The organism is Thalassovita taeanensis, from assembly GCF_900110775.1.
Taxonomy (GTDB): Bacteria; Pseudomonadota; Alphaproteobacteria; order Rhodobacterales; family Rhodobacteraceae; genus Litorimicrobium; species Litorimicrobium taeanense.
Genome location: NZ_FOEP01000007.1, coordinates 88,009 through 104,725, shown reverse-complemented (window position 1 = coordinate 104,725; position 16,717 = coordinate 88,009). Strand labels below are relative to the sequence as shown.

General features: G+C 60.3%; 18 protein-coding genes. 14 read left to right on the top strand and 4 right to left on the bottom strand.

Annotation, left to right across the window (positions count from 1 at the left end):
- Window positions 1-82: 82 nt before the first annotated feature.
- The 4 genes from BSF79_RS11390 (at window position 83) to BSF79_RS11375 (ending at window position 2,798) form a co-directional block, all read left to right on the top strand.
- Entirely contained in the window at window positions 83-421 is a 339-nt protein-coding gene (locus BSF79_RS11390) for a DUF952 domain-containing protein (RefSeq protein ID WP_090270017.1), read from the top strand.
- Window positions 418-1,476, top strand: a complete 1,059-nt coding sequence (locus BSF79_RS11385) for a quinone-dependent dihydroorotate dehydrogenase (RefSeq protein WP_090270016.1) — start codon at window positions 418-420, stop codon at window positions 1,474-1,476. Before BSF79_RS11390 ends, BSF79_RS11385 begins: the two co-directional genes overlap by 4 nt.
- Complete coding sequence (gene arsC, locus BSF79_RS11380; protein ID WP_090270015.1) at window positions 1,473-1,811, top strand: arsenate reductase (glutaredoxin); 339 nt, start codon at window positions 1,473-1,475, stop codon at window positions 1,809-1,811. The genes BSF79_RS11385 and arsC overlap by 4 nt, the downstream gene beginning before the upstream one ends.
- 189 nt (window positions 1,812-2,000) lie before the next feature.
- Window positions 2,001-2,798, top strand: coding sequence for a class I SAM-dependent methyltransferase (locus BSF79_RS11375; RefSeq protein WP_090270014.1), 798 nt, complete (start codon window positions 2,001-2,003; stop codon window positions 2,796-2,798).
- Here the strand turns inward: BSF79_RS11375 and BSF79_RS11370 are convergent.
- Genes BSF79_RS11370 through BSF79_RS11360 form a run of 3 tightly spaced genes read right to left on the bottom strand, consistent with a single transcriptional unit; the run spans window position 2,771 to window position 5,041 of the window.
- Complete coding sequence (locus BSF79_RS11370; protein ID WP_090270013.1) at window positions 2,771-4,117, bottom strand: MATE family efflux transporter; 1,347 nt, start codon at window positions 4,115-4,117, stop codon at window positions 2,771-2,773. The two genes, BSF79_RS11375 and BSF79_RS11370, sit on opposite strands and share 28 nt — an antisense overlap.
- A complete protein-coding gene (locus BSF79_RS11365; RefSeq protein WP_090270012.1) occupies window positions 4,110-4,619 on the bottom strand; it encodes a PaaI family thioesterase in 510 nt (169 codons plus the stop codon). The genes BSF79_RS11370 and BSF79_RS11365 overlap by 8 nt, the downstream gene beginning before the upstream one ends.
- Window positions 4,619-5,041 (bottom strand): PaaI family thioesterase, encoded by a 423-nt coding sequence (locus BSF79_RS11360; RefSeq protein ID WP_090270011.1) that lies wholly within the window; start codon window positions 5,039-5,041, stop codon window positions 4,619-4,621. Before BSF79_RS11360 ends, BSF79_RS11365 begins: the two co-directional genes overlap by 1 nt.
- 112 nt (window positions 5,042-5,153) lie before the next feature.
- Here BSF79_RS11360 and BSF79_RS11355 point away from each other — a divergent pair, with 112 nt between their 5' ends.
- From BSF79_RS11355 to BSF79_RS11320, 8 genes are all read left to right on the top strand, one after another.
- Window positions 5,154-5,528 (top strand): MerR family transcriptional regulator, encoded by a 375-nt coding sequence (locus tag BSF79_RS11355; protein ID WP_090270010.1) that lies wholly within the window; start codon window positions 5,154-5,156, stop codon window positions 5,526-5,528.
- A gap of 229 nt (window positions 5,529-5,757) precedes the next feature.
- Window positions 5,758-6,162, top strand: a complete 405-nt coding sequence (locus BSF79_RS11350; RefSeq protein ID WP_090270009.1) for a MerR family transcriptional regulator — start codon at window positions 5,758-5,760, stop codon at window positions 6,160-6,162.
- A 23-nt stretch (window positions 6,163-6,185) separates the two neighbouring features.
- Window positions 6,186-7,964, top strand: coding sequence for an acyl-CoA dehydrogenase C-terminal domain-containing protein (locus BSF79_RS11345; protein ID WP_090270008.1), 1,779 nt, complete (start codon window positions 6,186-6,188; stop codon window positions 7,962-7,964).
- A 108-nt stretch (window positions 7,965-8,072) separates the two neighbouring features.
- Window positions 8,073-8,285 carry a hypothetical protein gene (locus BSF79_RS11340; protein ID WP_090270098.1) on the top strand — a complete coding sequence of 71 codons (213 nt, stop codon included), beginning with the start codon at window positions 8,073-8,075 and terminating at the stop codon, window positions 8,283-8,285.
- Window positions 8,286-8,420: 135 nt separating this feature from the next.
- A complete protein-coding gene (locus tag BSF79_RS11335; RefSeq protein ID WP_090270007.1) occupies window positions 8,421-9,056 on the top strand; it encodes a glutathione S-transferase family protein in 636 nt (211 codons plus the stop codon).
- Between the two features lie 18 nt (window positions 9,057-9,074).
- On the top strand, window positions 9,075-10,286 hold the full coding sequence (locus BSF79_RS11330; protein WP_090270006.1) for an acetyl-CoA C-acetyltransferase: 1,212 nt from the start codon (window positions 9,075-9,077) through the stop codon (window positions 10,284-10,286).
- A 3-nt stretch (window positions 10,287-10,289) separates the two neighbouring features.
- Complete coding sequence (locus tag BSF79_RS11325; RefSeq protein WP_090270005.1) at window positions 10,290-10,733, top strand: hypothetical protein; 444 nt, start codon at window positions 10,290-10,292, stop codon at window positions 10,731-10,733.
- Between the two features lie 51 nt (window positions 10,734-10,784).
- Complete coding sequence (locus tag BSF79_RS11320; RefSeq protein WP_090270004.1) at window positions 10,785-12,986, top strand: 3-hydroxyacyl-CoA dehydrogenase NAD-binding domain-containing protein; 2,202 nt, start codon at window positions 10,785-10,787, stop codon at window positions 12,984-12,986.
- 129 nt (window positions 12,987-13,115) lie between these two features.
- On the opposite strand, the gene BSF79_RS11315 is transcribed toward BSF79_RS11320, so the two are convergent.
- Entirely contained in the window at window positions 13,116-13,769 is a 654-nt protein-coding gene (locus BSF79_RS11315; RefSeq protein WP_090270003.1) for a sulfotransferase family 2 domain-containing protein, read from the bottom strand.
- A gap of 147 nt (window positions 13,770-13,916) precedes the next feature.
- Between BSF79_RS11315 and BSF79_RS11310 the strand changes: the two genes are divergently transcribed.
- Together BSF79_RS11310 and BSF79_RS11305 are read left to right on the top strand one after the other, a co-directional pair.
- Window positions 13,917-15,542, top strand: coding sequence for an AMP-binding protein (locus tag BSF79_RS11310; RefSeq protein ID WP_090270097.1), 1,626 nt, complete (start codon window positions 13,917-13,919; stop codon window positions 15,540-15,542).
- A gap of 115 nt (window positions 15,543-15,657) precedes the next feature.
- The gene (locus BSF79_RS11305; RefSeq protein ID WP_090270002.1) at window positions 15,658-16,686 is read left to right on the top strand and encodes a hypothetical protein; all 1,029 of its coding nucleotides are present in this window, start codon (window positions 15,658-15,660) and stop codon (window positions 16,684-16,686) included.
- Window positions 16,687-16,717: the final 31 nt, after the last annotated feature.

The following is a 16,717-nucleotide window of genomic DNA, read 5'->3' as shown; positions in this document are numbered from 1 at the left end:
GCCCCCTTCGCGGCATTCTGTCAAAGATGATCAGCGGCCTAGCATCTTGACCACAAGTCAGGAGCGAGGCATGTGATCGCCTATGCTGATATACAAAATCTTCCGCGCGCCCGAATGGGCAGAGCTTGTCAAAATGGGCGAAACCCCCGGTGCGCCGGTGGATGTGGCCGACGGCTATGTTCATTTCTCAACCGCAAAGCAGGTGGCCGAAACCGTCACCAAACATTTCGCCGATGAGGACAACCTGATGCTTCTGGCGTTGGAGGCCGACACCCTGGGCGATGCGCTGAGATGGGAACCCTCACGCGGCGGGGCCTTATTCCCGCACCTCTATCGCGCTTTGCGAACCGCGGACGTGCTGTGGTCCAAAGCGCTGCCGCTGACAGACAACAAGCATGTTTTTCCGGAGGGTGTGGAATGAGCCTGCTGGAACGTCTGGGGCTGACCTGCCTGCGAAAATTCGCCCCCGAAACGGCGCATGGGTTGGCGCTCAGGGCACTGCAATTGGGCGCGGTGCCGCTAAGCGGGCTGGTGACATCCGACAGGCTGCGCACGACGGTGGCCGGGCTGAACCTGCCCAACCCCGTGGGCTTGGCGGCCGGGTTTGACAAGAACGCCACCGCGCTGTTGCCGCTCAGCCGTGCGGGATTTGGGTTTATTGAAGTGGGAGCAGCCACACCGCGCCCGCAACCCGGAAACCCGCGCCCGCGCCTGTTTCGCCTGACCGAAGACCGTGCTGCGATCAACCGCTTCGGGTTCAACAATGACGGGATGGAGGCGATCAGAACCCGGCTAGCCAAGCGGCCCCGTGACATGGTGCTGGGGCTGAACCTTGGGGCAAACAAGGACAGTGCGGATCGCGCTGACGATTTCGCCCGCGTTCTGACCCATTGCGGCCCGCATCTGGATTTTGCGACGGTCAATGTCTCGTCGCCCAACACTGAAAAGCTGCGCGATCTGCAAGGCAAGGCAGCGCTGTCGGCACTGCTGACTGGGGTGATGCACGCTCGTGATGGGCTGGAGCGGCGGATTCCGGTCTTTCTCAAGATCGCGCCGGATCTGACTGAAATCGAGCTGGAAGAGGTCGCTGGCGTGGCGTTGTCCTCGGGCGTGGATGCGGTCATTGCCACCAACACCACCTTGTCCCGAGAGGGGCTGCACAGCTGCCACGCAACGGAAACCGGGGGGCTGTCTGGCGCGCCCCTGTTTGAAAAATCCACGCGCGTGTTGGCCCATCTGTCGCAACTGACCGATGGGCAACTGCCGCTGATCGGAGTTGGTGGAGTATCCTCTGCAGAGCAAGCCTATGCCAAAATCTGCGCGGGCGCCTCGGCGGTGCAACTGTATACGGCGCTGGTCTTTGGCGGCCTGTCTCTTGGCGCCGAAATCGCCCGAGGGCTGGATCGCCTGCTGGAACGCGACGGATTTTCCAATGTCGCAGATGCCGTCGGCAGCAAACGCGAGGATTGGCTATGATCACCATCTGGCACAATCCGCGCTGTTCCAAGTCGCGCCAGGCACTGGCGCTGCTGCAAGAGCGCGGTCCGGTCACCATTCGCCTTTACCTGCAAGACGCCCCCAGCATTGACGAGCTGTATGCCGCAAGCACCGCGCTTGGCCTGTCGCCTATTGCCATGATGCGCACCGGCGAGGCCGTGTTCAAAGAGCTGAACCTGTCAAAAGCCGACCCGGATGTCACCCTGATTGCCGCCATGGCTGCCCATCCGATCCTGATCGAGCGCCCTATCGTTTTTAGCGATTCACGCGCCGCCGTCGGTCGCCCGCCTGAGGCTGTTCTCGCCCTGCTTTGACATCGCTCAGACAGGAAACACCAAGATCCAGGCCAAGCCTGCCGTCAACCCGACCAGAGCGCGCGGCAGCATCGCCCTGCGCCTGCGTTCATAGCGTTAAATTCAGCAAAATATCCTCCCTCAGTACGCAAATATCTGGGCAGTCTGGCATCTGAGAGTTAACATCGGATTGATATACGCGAGGCTCAGATGACAGACACGGTCAGGATCACCGCCGCCAATCGCACTGCTTGGGACACCTCGGCGCCGCATCACGGACAGGGGGCCTATTGGGACGGGCTCACGGCGGGTTTTGCGACCCCCGGCTATTCCCGTCTGGATACACTCTTGTCCGCCGCGCTGACCGACGCGGGGATCGCAGGATCGCGCGTGGTGCAGGTCGGATGCAATAACGGGCGCGAACTGTTATCGTGCTTTGCCTTGGGCGCGCGGCAGGGGTTGGGCATTGACCAGTCGGGCGCATTCCTGGCGCAAGCCGAAACCCTGCGCGATATTGCCGGGGCGGATTGCAATTTCCTGCGCGCGGATATCTATGATTTGCCGCAGAATGCCCCCAGCGATTTTGACGTGGCGCTGATCACAATCGGCGTGCTGAACTGGATGCCAGACCTGCCGGGCTTCTTTGCCTCAGTCGCCGGGCTGCTGCGCCCCGGCGGGCGGCTGGTGATCTATGAAACCCACCCGTTTCTAGAGATGTTCAACCCGGACAGCGAAACGCCCCTGACCCCGGATTTTTCCTATTTTCGCCGTGATCCTTTCACTGAAACCGCGGCCCTCACCTATGATGGCCTGCAGGCCGAAGGGGCGGAAAGCCATTGGTTCATCCACACTGTGGGCGCCATCGTGACCGCCTGCATCGGAGCGGGGCTACGCCTAGACCGGCTGGAGGAATTTCCGCATTCGATCCGGGAGGTGGAATATGCCCTCTATCAAGGCCAACCTGCGCAACTCCCGCTCAGCTATCTATTGACGGCGACGCGGGCCTGAACTGATCGCTCCAGTGCGGGATATCGCAGGCCCAGCGTCACGCCCCGCGCAACGAACGAGATCAACAGCGCCAACCACAACCCGTGATTGCCCAGCCATGGCACCAACGCCAGGACCGTAACTACATAAACGACAAAACTGACCACCATCATGTTGCGCATATCACGCGACCGCGTGGCCCCGATAAAAATCCCGTCCAACATCCAGGCCGCAACCCCGCACAAAGGGGCTGCAACCATATAGCCAATATATTCGCGGGCCTCGGCGCGCACGGGTTCTGATGTCGTCATCAGATCAACCAAAGTGCTGCCGCCAGCAGCAAAGGCCACCGCCATGCCTGACACAATCACCAAACCCCAGCTGCTGGACAGGATCGCGCTGCGACGCAGCGCCCCCCGATCCCGCGCGCCCATCGCCTGCCCGACCAGCGCCTCTGCCCCGAATGCAAACCCATCCAACGCATAAGCCGTGATGTGCAGAAATTGCAGCAATACCTGATTGGCTGCCAAAGTGACATCGCCAAAGTCCGCGCCCAGCAACATGAAGGACACGAATATTGCCTCAAGCAGCAGCGAACGGATCAGAATATCGGTGTTCACCCCCAGCATGTGCCGCAACCGTTCCCGGTCAAACACCCGCGGCCAGTCGCGCCAGGCGGGCACGCCGAACGCCGCGCGGCACATCCACAGCCCAAGCGCCAAACCGCTCCATTCCGCTAGAAAGGTCGCAATCGCCACGCCTTCGACGCCCCAGCCAAGCCCCAGCACGAACCACAGATCCAGCAGAATGTTCAGCCCGTTCATCCAAATCTGGATGATCAGAACCGCCCGTGTCCGCTCTTGCGCGATCAGCCAACCAGTGACTCCATACAGCGCTATTGCCGCCGGAGCCGAGTACACGCGAATACCCATATAGGCGCGCGTCAGGCCTTCTACCTCTGGGCTGGCTGGTGAAAGCTGAAATGCAGCCCAGAACAGTGGCACCTGAAGCAGGATCGCAGCCACCCCGGCTGACACCCCAATCAGTAAGGCACGGGTCAGCAACGCTGCCACTTCGCCCGTCTGCCCTGCACCAAGGGCCTGCGACGTCAGCCCAGTCGTACCCATGCGCAGAAAGCCAAACACCCAGTAAATCGCCGTCAAGATAATGGCACCGACACCCACCGCGCCAATCGGGGCGGCCTGCCCCAACTGGCCGACAACACCGGTATCCACCGCGCCCAGAATAGGCACAGTGGCATTGGACAGAACGATCGGCAGCGCAATCTTCAAAACCCGCGCGTGGGTGATACCCCTGATCGCGCCGGGCGTTTCAGTCATTGCGCTTCGGCATCAGAAAGTGCCCGGACGCCTGCGCAAAGGCCCGGTTGCGATTGTCCTGCCACGCCTCGACATGCACCGAGGCATACCGCCGTCCCGACCGATTGACCTTCGCGCGGGCATAGGCATCGCGCGGCAGACCGGACCTTAGATAATCAACGGTGAAATCAATCGTCTTGGGCAGGCGTGGCAGTTTGCCTGCCACCAGTTGTTCGGCATCAAAACTTCCGCTTTCGATCTCGTCCCACAGTGTGGTCCAACTCAGCACGATGATCGCCGTGACCTCCAGAAACGCGGCGGTCACACCGCCGTGAATGGCGGGCAACAGCGGATTGCCGATCAACTTGTCGGAAAACGGCAGCACCGCAGTTAACTCGTCTCCGCGGCGGTCGAATTCGATGCCCAAAAATTGGATATATGGCACACCTTGTACCAGCGCATTCAGCGCCGCATCGCGGCGCTGCTTGACCACCTGAACGGGCTCGGGGCGTGAACGCGCCATCAGTTCGCCGCTACAGTAAAGGCACCGCTGGCGGTGGCGACAGGCAGGTCGTCATCATCGTCCAGCGCCTCGGCACGGACAAACGCCACGGAACTGGTCAGACGATAGCAATGCGCCCGCGTGCGGATTGCCTGTCCCGGCGTCGCAGCGCGCATATAGTCGATGCGCAAGTCAATGGTCGCGGTCTCCCCTGGCGAGGACGGATGGCACATGACCGCTGCTCCGCAAGTCGTATCCAGCAGCGCAAAGACCGCCCCGCCATGAATTACGCCGCTTTCGGGATCACCGACGAAACGCAGGTCATAGGGCATGCGCATTTCCGCCCGTCCCTGTCCGATTTCTGTCAGTTGCATCCCCAACGCTTTTACATGCGGGATTGCCTCGGTGAACTGCTGGGCCATCTTAATATTGTCTACGCTCATGCTGCCCCTCTTCCGTTTGCATATTTATGTCCTTCAAACGCCGGAAACCGCAAGACCACAGGTTGCCCTTCTCGCAGCCAGAAATTACCCTACCCTCAAGGGAGCGATCACAATGTCCGAAAAACGTCTGACATTCAAAGAAATGTGCACCAAGTTCGAAGTAACGCCACGGACTTTGCGCTATTATGAATATATCGAATTACTTCACCCCGAACGCGAGGGGCGGTCACGCTTTTACGGCGCCCGCGAATGTGCCCGAATGACGCTGATTCTGCGTGGGCGCAAATTCGGCTATTCACTGGAGGGGATCCGCCAGTGGCTTTTGATTTACGAGAACGAAGGCAATGAAGCCCAGATGCGCACCTGGGTCACGATGGCAGACAAACAGTTGAGCGAACTGGCCGAGCAACGTCAGCAGCTGGAAGAGGCGATGGACGAGCTGAAACGCCTGCGCGATGTCACCGCCGACGCGCTTACCCGGATGTAATACGGCCGGTTTGCGGCACCAACCGGGGTAAGGATTTCCTTACCAGGCCCTTATTTCGTTGGGATTTCGCACGAAAGGAAGTTGCGTTCATCCCGCTGTTACGTTGATTGATCTTACGTCAAGACGGAAGTGACGTGACGTCCCGGTTACGTCAACGTCAATCTGTGTTGTATCGACTCGTCATCCGCCACAATTCATCCCGACAGGCACCAGCCGAAGGGATAGAAACATGACAACAGACTATACGATGACGATCCGCGAAATGTGTGATGCGTTTCAGGTAACACCGCGCACATTGCGTTTTTATGAAGCCAAGGAACTTTTGTTCCCGATCCGCGAAGGACAAAAGCGTCTGTTCACACATCGTGACCGGGCACGGCTGAAACTTATCCTGCGGGGCAAGCGTTTCGGCTTCAGCCTCGAAGAGATCCGCCAGCTTCTGGATCTCTACAATATGGGAGACGCCCAGCAAACGCAGCTGACGCGCACCTATGAAATTGCGCAGGACCGCCTGCGGGACATGGAACAACAGCGCGATGAGCTGACAAAAGCCATCGACGACCTGAAAGAGCAAATGAGCTGGGGCGAAAAAATGATCGCCTCGTTGGATGAACCGAAGAAAGCTGCCGAGTAACTCCGGCGTTTAGGGAGAGAGACATGCCAAGCTATACCGCACCCACCAAGGACATGCAGTTCGTGTTGCACGACCTGCTGAAAGTAAGCCAAGCCGATATTCCGGGATATTCCGAGCTTGAAGCCGATTTCACCTCGGCCGTGCTGGAAGAAGCTGGCAAGATCACCTCCGAAGTGGTGGCCCCGCTGAACGTGGTTGGCGACAAAGAGGGCTGCGTGTTGGAAAACGGCGTGGTTCGCACGCCCACCGGCTTCAAATCCGCCTTTGATCAGGTCCGCGAGGGTGGTTGGACCGGGCTGGACATGCCCGAAGAGTTCGGCGGCCAGGGAATGCCCTATGTCATGAGCACTGCCATGGGCGAAATGTTCAGTTCTGCCAATCAGGCATTCACCATGTATCAGGGCCTGACCCATGGCGCGGCCTCGGCCATTCTGGCGCACGGCACCGATCAGCAGAAAGCGACCTATCTGCCCAAGATGGTATCCTGCGAATGGACCGGCACGATGAACCTGACCGAGCCGCATTGCGGCACCGATCTGGGTCTGATGCGCACCAAAGCCGTGCCGCAGGCCGATGGCAGCTTCAAGCTCTCTGGCCAGAAGATTTTCATCTCTGCCGGCGAACATGACATGGCATCAAACATCGTCCATCTGGTTCTGGCCAAGATCCCCGGTGGCCCCGATGGCATCAAGGGTGTGTCACTGTTCATCGTGCCCAAATTCATGGTCGCCGAAGACGGCAGCCTTGGTGCGCGCAATGGCGTGGCCTGCGGCAATATCGAAGAAAAGATGGGCATCCACGGCAACTCGACCTGCGTCATGAACTATGACGAGGCAACCGGGTATCTTCTGGGCGATGAGCATAAAGGCATGCGCGCCATGTTCACCATGATGAACGAGGCCCGGATCGGCGTCGGAATGCAGGGGTTGGCACAGGCCGAAGCCGCATATCAGAACGCCGTGATCTATGCCAAGGATCGCCTTCAGGGCCGCGACGTGACCGGCGTGAAAAACCCGGATGGTCCCGCCGATCCGCTGATCGTGCACCCCGACATCCGCCGCAACCTGATGGACCAGAAAAGCTTCATCGAGGGCGCGCGCGCCTTCATCATGTGGGGCTCGATGATGATTGATCAGGCCCACCGCGGCGAGGACAAGGCAGCCGACGGGCTGGTCAGCCTGCTGACCCCGGTGATCAAGGGCTTCCTGACCGATCAGGGCTATGACATGACCGTTCAGGCGCAGCAGGTTTATGGCGGCCACGGCTATATCGAAGAATCGGGCATGTCGCAGTTCACCCGCGATGCACGTATCGCCATGATCTATGAAGGGGCCAACGGCGTTCAGGCGCTGGATCTGGTCGGCCGCAAGCTGGCACAGGACGGTGGCAAACACGTCATGGCCTTCTTCGATCTGGTGAAAAACTTCATCAAGGACAATGACGGCAACGAGGCGCTCAAGGACGACTTCCTGACACCGCTGAAAGCCGCATCGAAGGATCTTCAGGCTGCGGGCATGTATTTCATGCAGAACGGCATGAAGAACCCAAACAACGCGCTGTCCGGGTCGTATGATTTCATGCACCTTTTCGGCCATGTCTGCCTGGGCCTGATGTGGGCGCAGATGGCCAAGGCCGCGAACGAAGCGCTGGCTGCGGGTGCATCCGACGCTGAATTCTATCAGACCAAAATCACGACGGGCCGCTATTACATGGCCCGCCGCCTGCCCGCCACCGGCATGCACCTGGCCCGCATCAACAGCGGTGCCGATACGGTGATGGCCTTGGATGCGGCCAATTTCTGAGCGTAGGGTCAACCTACGTCTTGTAACCTGACGGGGGACATGCCCCACTCACGGCAAGCCGGTATTGGACTGTTCCGATACCGGCACGCCGAGAACAAGGAGAACAAGATGCCCAAACGATTCAGACTGACCCGCCGCTTTCCGGTGGCAATGACCGAAGACGGCTATCGTCGGCTCAAACGATTTGCCACCCAAGCGGGATTGGACGAAGGCGAGGCCCTGTCTTTTCTGTTCGAAAACTTTGACAGCGTGATTGACGAAGATACGTTCTCGCATCGGTTGCGCATCTTCAATTCCGAACTGGACGCGCGAAAGCGCTAGGTACACCGGGCAAAGGAGGAGCTTGGAAAGATCGGCATTTCTGGCAAGATGAAATGGAAAAGTACGGCTTTTTCGTTTTCCCAGAAATACTTAGGCCTGCGGCTTGCCAAGGGCACGGCATTAGGGAGGAAAGACATGACAATTACACTGCATTGTTTCGGAGAAAGCGGGAACGCCTATAAGGCGGCTCTGGCCCTTGAATTGTCGGGGCTGGACTGGACCCCCGCCTATGTTGATTTCTTCAGCGGCGCGGCGCGCAGCCCGGAGTATCGCGAGATGAACGTGATGGGCGAAGTGCCGGTTTTGCAGGATGGCGACGTGACGCTGACCCAATCCGGCGTGATCCAGATGTATGTGGCAGAAAAAAGCGGCAAATTCGGTGGCACCACGCCCGAGGAAGCGCGCGAAGTGATGCGCTGGATGTTCTGGGACAATCACAAAATGTCCAGCCAGGCCGGCACCGCCCGTTTCCTGATGAATTTCCTGCCCGAAGACAAGCGTCCCAAAGAGGTCATCGGCTTTCTGCAAGGCCGCCTGAAGGCCGCCTATATCACGCTGAACGCCGCCCTTGAGGGCCGTGACTGGTTGGTGGGCGACAGCATCACCAATGCAGACATGTCCTGCTGTGGCTATCTGTTTTACCCCGAACCCTTTGGGTTTGACCGGGCCGCGTGGCCCAATATCGACCGCTGGCTGAGCAACATCAGTGCGCAGCCCGGTTGGAAACACCCCTATGACCTTATGCCCGGCTCGCCCGCCGACCGGACTTGATGAAGAAGGAGAGGCACTATGACCGAAGCCTATATCTATGACGCTGTGCGCACCCCGCGTGGCAAGGGCCGCAAGGATGGCTCGCTGCACGAGGTGACCAGCGCGCGCATGTCTGCGAATGTGCTGAATGCACTCAAGGACCGCAACGGGTTGGAAGGCCACGCAGTCGAGGATGTGATCTGGGGCAATGCCACGCAGGTCATGGAACAGGGTGCATGTCTGGCGCGGACCGCCGTTCTGGCCTCGGACCTGGATGAAAGCATCCCCGGCCTGTCGATCAACCGCTTCTGCGCCTCTGGCATGGAGGCCGTGAACCTGGCTGCCAACCAGATCAAGGGCGGCGCGGGCATGGCGTACATTGCTGGCGGTGTCGAGATGATGAGCCGCGTGCCCATGGGCAGCGACGGCGCGGCCGTTGCGGTGGATCCGACTGTGGCGATGGAGAAATACTTTGTTCCGCAGGGAATTTCGGCAGACATCATCGCGACCGAGTATGGCTTTACCCGCGATCAGGCCGATGCGCTGGCCGTTGAGTCGCAAAAGCGTGCCGAAGCCGCATGGGCCGACAACCGTTTTGCCAAATCGGTAATCACCGTGCGTGACGTGAATGGCCTGCCCATTCTCGACCGCGACGAATACATGCGGCCAGAAACCACGATGCAGACATTGGGCGCGCTCAAGGCCAGCTTCAAGGATATGGGCGAGGTGATGCCCGGCTTCGACAAGATCGCATTGATGAAATACCCGCACCTTGAGCGGATCAACCACATCCACCACGCGGGCAACAGCTCGGGCATCGTGGATGGTTCGGCCGGTGTTCTGATCGGCAACAAAGAGTTCGGTGAGAAGTTCGGGCTGAAGCCCCGCGCGCGCATCCGGGCCACCTGCAAGATCGGCACCGAGCCGACGATCATGCTGACCGGCCCCGTGCCCGCGACCCAGAAAATTCTGGCCGACAGCGGCATGAGCATCAGCGACATTGATCTGTTCGAGGTCAACGAAGCCTTCGCTTCGGTCGTGTTGCGGTTCCAGCAAGCGTTTGATGTCGACCCATCGCTGGTCAACGTCAACGGCGGCTCGATCGCAATGGGCCACCCGCTGGGCGCGACCGGCGCGATCATTATCGGCACGCTGCTGGACGAGCTGGAACGCAGCGGCAAAGGTGTTGGCCTTGCCACATTGTGCATCGCGTCCGGCATGGGAGCTGCCACGATCATCGAGAGGATCTGATCCATGGCAAACGATGTGTTCGGCCCAGTCGGCACGCGGCTCACTCAAGCGGTCCTGACGGGCGACTTCAAACTGTACAGGTCAGTCATGCGGCTGCCTTTGCGGATTGAACCGCTCGGCGGTCAGCCGTACGAGTTGCACACGGACACGTCGTTGCAGCAGGATTTCGAACTCTATCACGATGTCATCGCACTCAATGATGTGAACGATATTTTCCGCGAAAATATCGTTCACAATCAGCTTGCCGATGACCTGATCGAGGTCACCTGCGTGACCCATATCCTGCACGATACAGCACCTGTGGTCGAACCGTTCAATACTCTGTTTTTGTTGCGCCCAACGGAAGATAGCTGGGGGATCTCGATGATCCGCAGCTCGATCGGGCATATCAACTGGACACTGGCACGATCCCGAATTTCTGACGATGGGCGGTTCACCGATGACTGACCTGCACACGCCCAACGTCCTCAAACACACATCCGCCTGACGGAGGCTATTATGACTGATTTCACAATGGAAAAAGGCGCCGACGGCGTCGCTCTGATCACCTGGGACTGCCCCGGCAAGTCCATGAACGTGCTGTCCACCGAGGCGCTGATGGCGCTGGACGGAATGATCGACGACGCGCTGGCCGACGAGGCCGTCAAAGGCATCGTCATCACATCTGGTAAGAAAGACTTTGCCGGCGGGATGGATCTGAACGTGCTGGCCAAGATGAAAGCTGACGCGGGCGACGAACCCGAGCGCGGCCTGTTCGAAGGCATCATGCAGATGCACGCCGCGCTGCGTAAGATCGAACGCGCGGGCATGGACCCGAAAACCCTGAAAGGCGGCAAGCCGATCGCCGCCGCCTTGCCCGGCACCGCCGTGGGCATCGGGCTGGAACTGCCCTTGGCCACGCACCGGATTTTTGCCGCTGATAATCCCAAGGCCAAAATCGGCTTGCCGGAAATCATGGTTGGCATCTTCCCCGGCGCGGGTGGCACCACGCGTTTCGTGCGCAAAATGGGTGCGATGGCCGCCAGCCCCTTCCTGCTGCAAGGCAAGTTGGTCGACCCCAAAAAAGCCAAGGCCGCGGGCATCATTGACGAGGTCGCAGCCGATCCGGTCGCAGCCGCCAAGGAATGGGTGCTGAACGCCAAGGATGCCGACATCGTCAAACCCTGGGACACCAAAGGCTATAAAATGCCCGGTGGCGCGCCATATCATCCGATGGGGTTCCAGACCTTCGTTGGTGCCAACGCCATGGTCAACGGCCAGACGCAGGGCGCGTTCCCGGCAGCCAAGGCCCTGCTGAGCGCCGTCTATGAAGGCGCAATGGTGCCATTCGACACCGCCCTCAAGATCGAGGCGCGCTGGTTCACCCATGTTCTTATGAACCCGTCATCGTCGGCCATGATCCGGTCGCTGTTCCTGAACAAGGAAGCGCTGGAAAAAGGCGCGAACCGCCCCGATGTGGCCGATGAAACCGTCAAAAAGGTCGGCATCATGGGCGCTGGCATGATGGGTGCGGGCATTGCGCTGGTGTCGGCCATGGCCGGTATTCAGGTCGTGCTGATCGACCAGAAACAGGAATCCGCCGACAAGGGCAAAGCCTATGTCGAGACCTATCTGGACAAGGGGATCGCGCGTAAGAAAGGCACCCCCGAAAAGAAGGCCGCCGTTCTGGGTCTGATCAACGCCACCACCGACTACTCCGCGCTGGCTGATGCTGACCTGATCATCGAAGCCGTGTTCGAAGACATGGGCGTAAAGGCCGAAGTGACCAGGAATGTCGAGGCCGTGATCCCCGACACCTGCATCTTCGCCTCCAACACCTCGACCCTGCCGATCACCGAACTGGCCAAAGCCTCCAAGCGCCCTGAGCAGTTCATCGGCATCCACTTCTTCTCGCCTGTCGAAAAGATGCTGCTGGTGGAAATCATCAAGGGCAAGGAAACCGGCGATCGGGCCGTGGCCAAGTCGCTGGATTACGTCCGCCAGATCCGCAAGACCCCGATCGTGGTCAATGATGCGCGGTTCTTCTATGCCAACCGCTGCATCATTCCGTACCTGAACGAAGGCGCGCGGATGGTCACAGAAGGTGTGGCGCCTGCCTTGATCGACAATGCCGCGCGGATGCTGGGCATGCCTGTCGGGCCGCTGCAGTTGATGGACGAAACCAGCCTTGACCTGGGTGTGCGCATCGCCAAAGCGACCAAAGCCGCGATGGGCGATGCCTATCCTGCCGATGCCAAGCCTGTGGATGATCTGATGTTTGCGATGGTCGATCAGGGCCGTCTTGGCCGGAAATCCAAAGCCGGTTTCTTCGACTACGACGAGGCAGGAAAGCGCCTTGGCTATTGGGAGGGTCTGGCCCAGCACTGCCCGCGCGCGGCAGAGCAACCCGACCTGATCGAGGTGCAGCATCGCCTGATGTTCGCACAGGTTCTGGAAGCCGTCCGCGCCTTGGAAGAGGGCGTGCTGGAAGACATCCGCGAAGGCGATGTCGGCGCGATCCTTGGCTGGGGCTTTGCGCCTTGGTCCGGTGGCCCGTTCAGCTGGCTGGACATCATCGGCACGCCTTATGCCGCAGAACGCTGTGATGAGTTGACCGAGAAATTCGGCGAACGCTTCACTACACCTGCACTGCTGCGCGAAATGGCCGACAAGACCCAAAGCTTCTATGGCCGCTTTGGCCAAAACGCCAAAGCCGCTTGATTTCAAAGGCATAGAAAGAAAACAGCGCGTCCCCTCGGGGGCGCGCTTTGCGTTTCAGGGGTTTGTTTTGTCGTTCATCGTGCCAAAGTTCCGCCGCCGAAGGCACGTCTCTCTGACCGGCAGCGCGGGTCAGGCTGGGTCGAACCTATATCCGAAACGCGCGATATCCTCGGCGCAGATATCGGCCAGAAACGCTGCATCACGATCCGAATAATAGCTGCGATAGTCCGCATTGCGCGGCGAGGCGTTGACCTGTTCCAACTGCAACTGAAAGCCAAGGTGTTTCTCAAGCGAGGTGACGTCCTGTTCGAAATGCTCCAACCGGATATAGGCATCGCACAACTCGTCTCCGCGCGCATCGGTCATATAGTGCCGCGCGGGTGTGGCACGCAGGGCGTGCCAGGTTTGCGGGTGGCTGAGGAACCCACTGAAATCGTCGTTTTGCGCCAGTGTGACGGCAGGGTGGTCGAATGCTTGCGCCCGCAGCCAGTGGTAATAGCTGACCGCACGGTTCCACGGGTTCCGGACCAGAGTGAAGATGAAATAGCTGTCAATCTCCTCCATTCCGACCAACCCTTCGATGTCGGCCAGGGTTGAGTGTTTCCATAGCCGCCCGGCGGTGGGCGTCTCTTTGATCTTGCGCCGCCGCTTGCGGGCTTTGGGTGTGTCGCCAAGCATCACGTCATCTTTCATGGCCCGCGCCTCAAGCGCCAGCGCCATGGCTGTCCCCCCGGTTTTGGGGATGTGAATAAAGATATACTGACGCCCGTGCGAGATGATCATGCCGGGACGCTAAACCATACCGGCCATGCGGAAAAGCCGCTGGTTTGGCGATCTGTGACAACGCTGCAAATTTCCTCAGCCGGGGCCTTTCCATGGCTGGGGTTCCAACGCAATATGCACGCAAAGCGCAGCCGACAGGAGGAAAACATGGGTTGGATGGCAGATGAAACCGGGTTGGACAAGACCGCTGCGAACTATGTGCCGCTGACACCGTTGTCTTTTCTCACCCGCGCCAAACAGGTGTTCCCCGATCACATGGCGGTGGTCTATGGCCCGCACCGCAAGACCTATGCGCAGTATCACGAGCGGGTCACGCGGCTGGCCTCGGCGCTGGTCAAGCTGGGCGTGCAGCCCGGCGACGTGGTGGCCACCCTGATCCCCAACCTGCCCGCGCAGGTCGAGGCGCATTTCGGTGTGCCAGCTTGTGGCGCCGTGCTGAACGCGATCAATACCCGGCTAGAGCCCGACACCGTTGCCTATATCTTTGATCACGGTGGCGCCAAGGTGGTGCTGGTTGATCCGCAGTTCCTGCCAACCGTGGCCGAAGCGGTCGAACGGATGGAAGGCCCTGCCCCGATCCTGATCGAGGTGGCGGATGATCACGCGGGCGTGCATGCGCATGGGCATTACATGGAATATGAAGACCTGCTGGCGACGGGTGACCCTGCGTTCGACTGGATCATGCCGCAGGACGAATGGGAGAGCATCGCGCTGAACTATACCTCGGGCACGACGGGGCGGCCCAAAGGGGTGGTGTACCATCATCGCGGGGCGTACTTGAATGCGATGGGGCAGGCGATCAGTTGGCGGTTGACGTTGCATCCGCGGTATCTGACGATTGTGCCGCTGTTTCACTGCAATGGCTGGTGCCATTCCTGGCTGATGCCAGCCTATGGCGGAACGGTGATTTGCTGTCGCGACATCACCGCGCCCGCAATTTTCGATGCCATTGCCGACGAGGGCGCCACGCATTTTGGCGGTGCGCCGATCGTGCTGAACATGCTGGTCAACGCCCCCGAGGCGCAGCGGCGCAGCTTTGACCACACGGTCGAGGTCTTTACCGCAGGCGCCCCGCCTGCCCCCGCGACCCTGTCGAAGATCGAGCCGATGGGCTTCAACGTCACGCAGGTCTACGGGCTGACCGAGGTTTACGGCCCCGCCACGGAATGCACTTGGGCCGAGCGGTGGGACCACCTGGAAGGCGACGCGCGCGCCGCGATCAAGGCGCGGCAGGGCGTGGCGATGCCAATTTACGAACACATCACGGTCGTCGACGAAAAAATGCAGCAAATTCCGATGGATGGCAAAACGCAGGGCGAGATTGTCATGCGCGGAAACGGGGTGATGAAGGGATATCTGAAGAACCCAAACGCCACGGCAGAGGCCTTTGCGGGCGGGTATTTCCACACCGGTGACATCGCGGTGCAGCACCCTGACAGCTATGTTCAGATTGCCGACCGGGCCAAGGATATCATCATTTCGGGCGGCGAGAATATCAGCTCGGTCGAGGTCGAGGGCGTGCTGATGTCGCACCCCGATGTGCTGCTGTGTGCGGTGGTGGCCAAGCCCGATGACAAGTGGGGCGAGGTGCCGTGCGCCTTTGTCGAACTGAAGGATGGCGTGACCGGGGATGCGGCCGAAATGATCGCCTTTGCCCGCGAGCGGCTGGCCGGTTTCAAGACGCCGAAGCAGGTGGTGTTTCTGGAATTGCCCAAAACCTCGACCGGGAAGATCCAGAAGTTCGAGCTGCGGACATTGGCCAAAACGCTGTAATTTTCGTTGCGGTATCACGTCGGTATTACGTCGGTAAAACGTCGGTGCGGATTGCCGCCCCGGCCTGCCGCGTGTTAGCTTCGGCATCGAACAAGAGGCAGGGCAGCCCAGAGCGATGACGGCATTGCAGCAATACCAGCGGATCGAGGCCACCGGCCTGTGGCGCGCCACGCCGCAGGATCAGCGCCGCGAGGTGATCGTGTCGATCGGGGATGCAACGCTGGTGATTTCCGACTTGCAAGACCGGGCGCTGGCGCATTGGTCTTTGCCTGCGGTGGCCCGTGCCAACCCCGGCGAACACCCGGCGATCTTTTACCCCGACGGCGACCCCGGAGAAACGCTGGAGCTGACAGAGGCCGAAGCCCAGATGATCGGCGCCATCGAAAAGCTGCGCAGCGCCATTGAGCGCCGTCGCCCGCGTCCGGGCCGGTTGCGCGCGGTGATTCTGGCGGCCTCGGCGGCGTCGGTTCTGGCGTTGGGGGTGTTCTGGCTGCCCGGCGCGATGCAGGAACATGCGCTGTCGGTCGTGCCCTTGGTCAAGCGGGTCGAGATCGGCCAACAACTGATGACCCATGTGCAGCGTGTGACCGGCCAGCCGTGCAGCGACGCGCAGGCGCTGCCAGCGCTGGCGCGGTTGGCGGACCGGGTGCGCGCGCCGCAGGACCGCCCGCTGCGGCTGACCGTTGTGCGCGCCGGGGTCAACAGCACGGTTTTTCTGCCGGGGCGTATTCTGCTGATCAGCAGCACGCTGATCGAGGATTACGAAGAACCCGACGTGGCCGCCGGTTTTCTGATCGCCGAATTGCAGCGCGCCCGCATGGAAGACCCTTTGGAGCGGCTGCTGCACGAAAGCGGCTGGATGAGCAGTTTCCGGCTGTTGACGACGGGCACTCTGCCCGACAAGACGCTGCGCGCCTATGCCGAGACTTTGCTGACCCGGCCAACGCAGCCGGTGCCGCTGGCGGATTTGCTGGAGGGGTTCCGCGCGGCGGGGGTGCGGGCAAGCCCCTATGCCTATGCGTTGGATGTCTCGGGCGAGCAGACCTTGCCGTTGATCGAGGCTGATCCCTATCCGCAGGCGGCGCCAAGCCCGGTCTTGTCGGACAGCGACTGGGTGCGGTTGCAGGGAATTTGCGGCGGCTGAGCCGCACAGAAAAACCCCGCCGGAGCGGGGC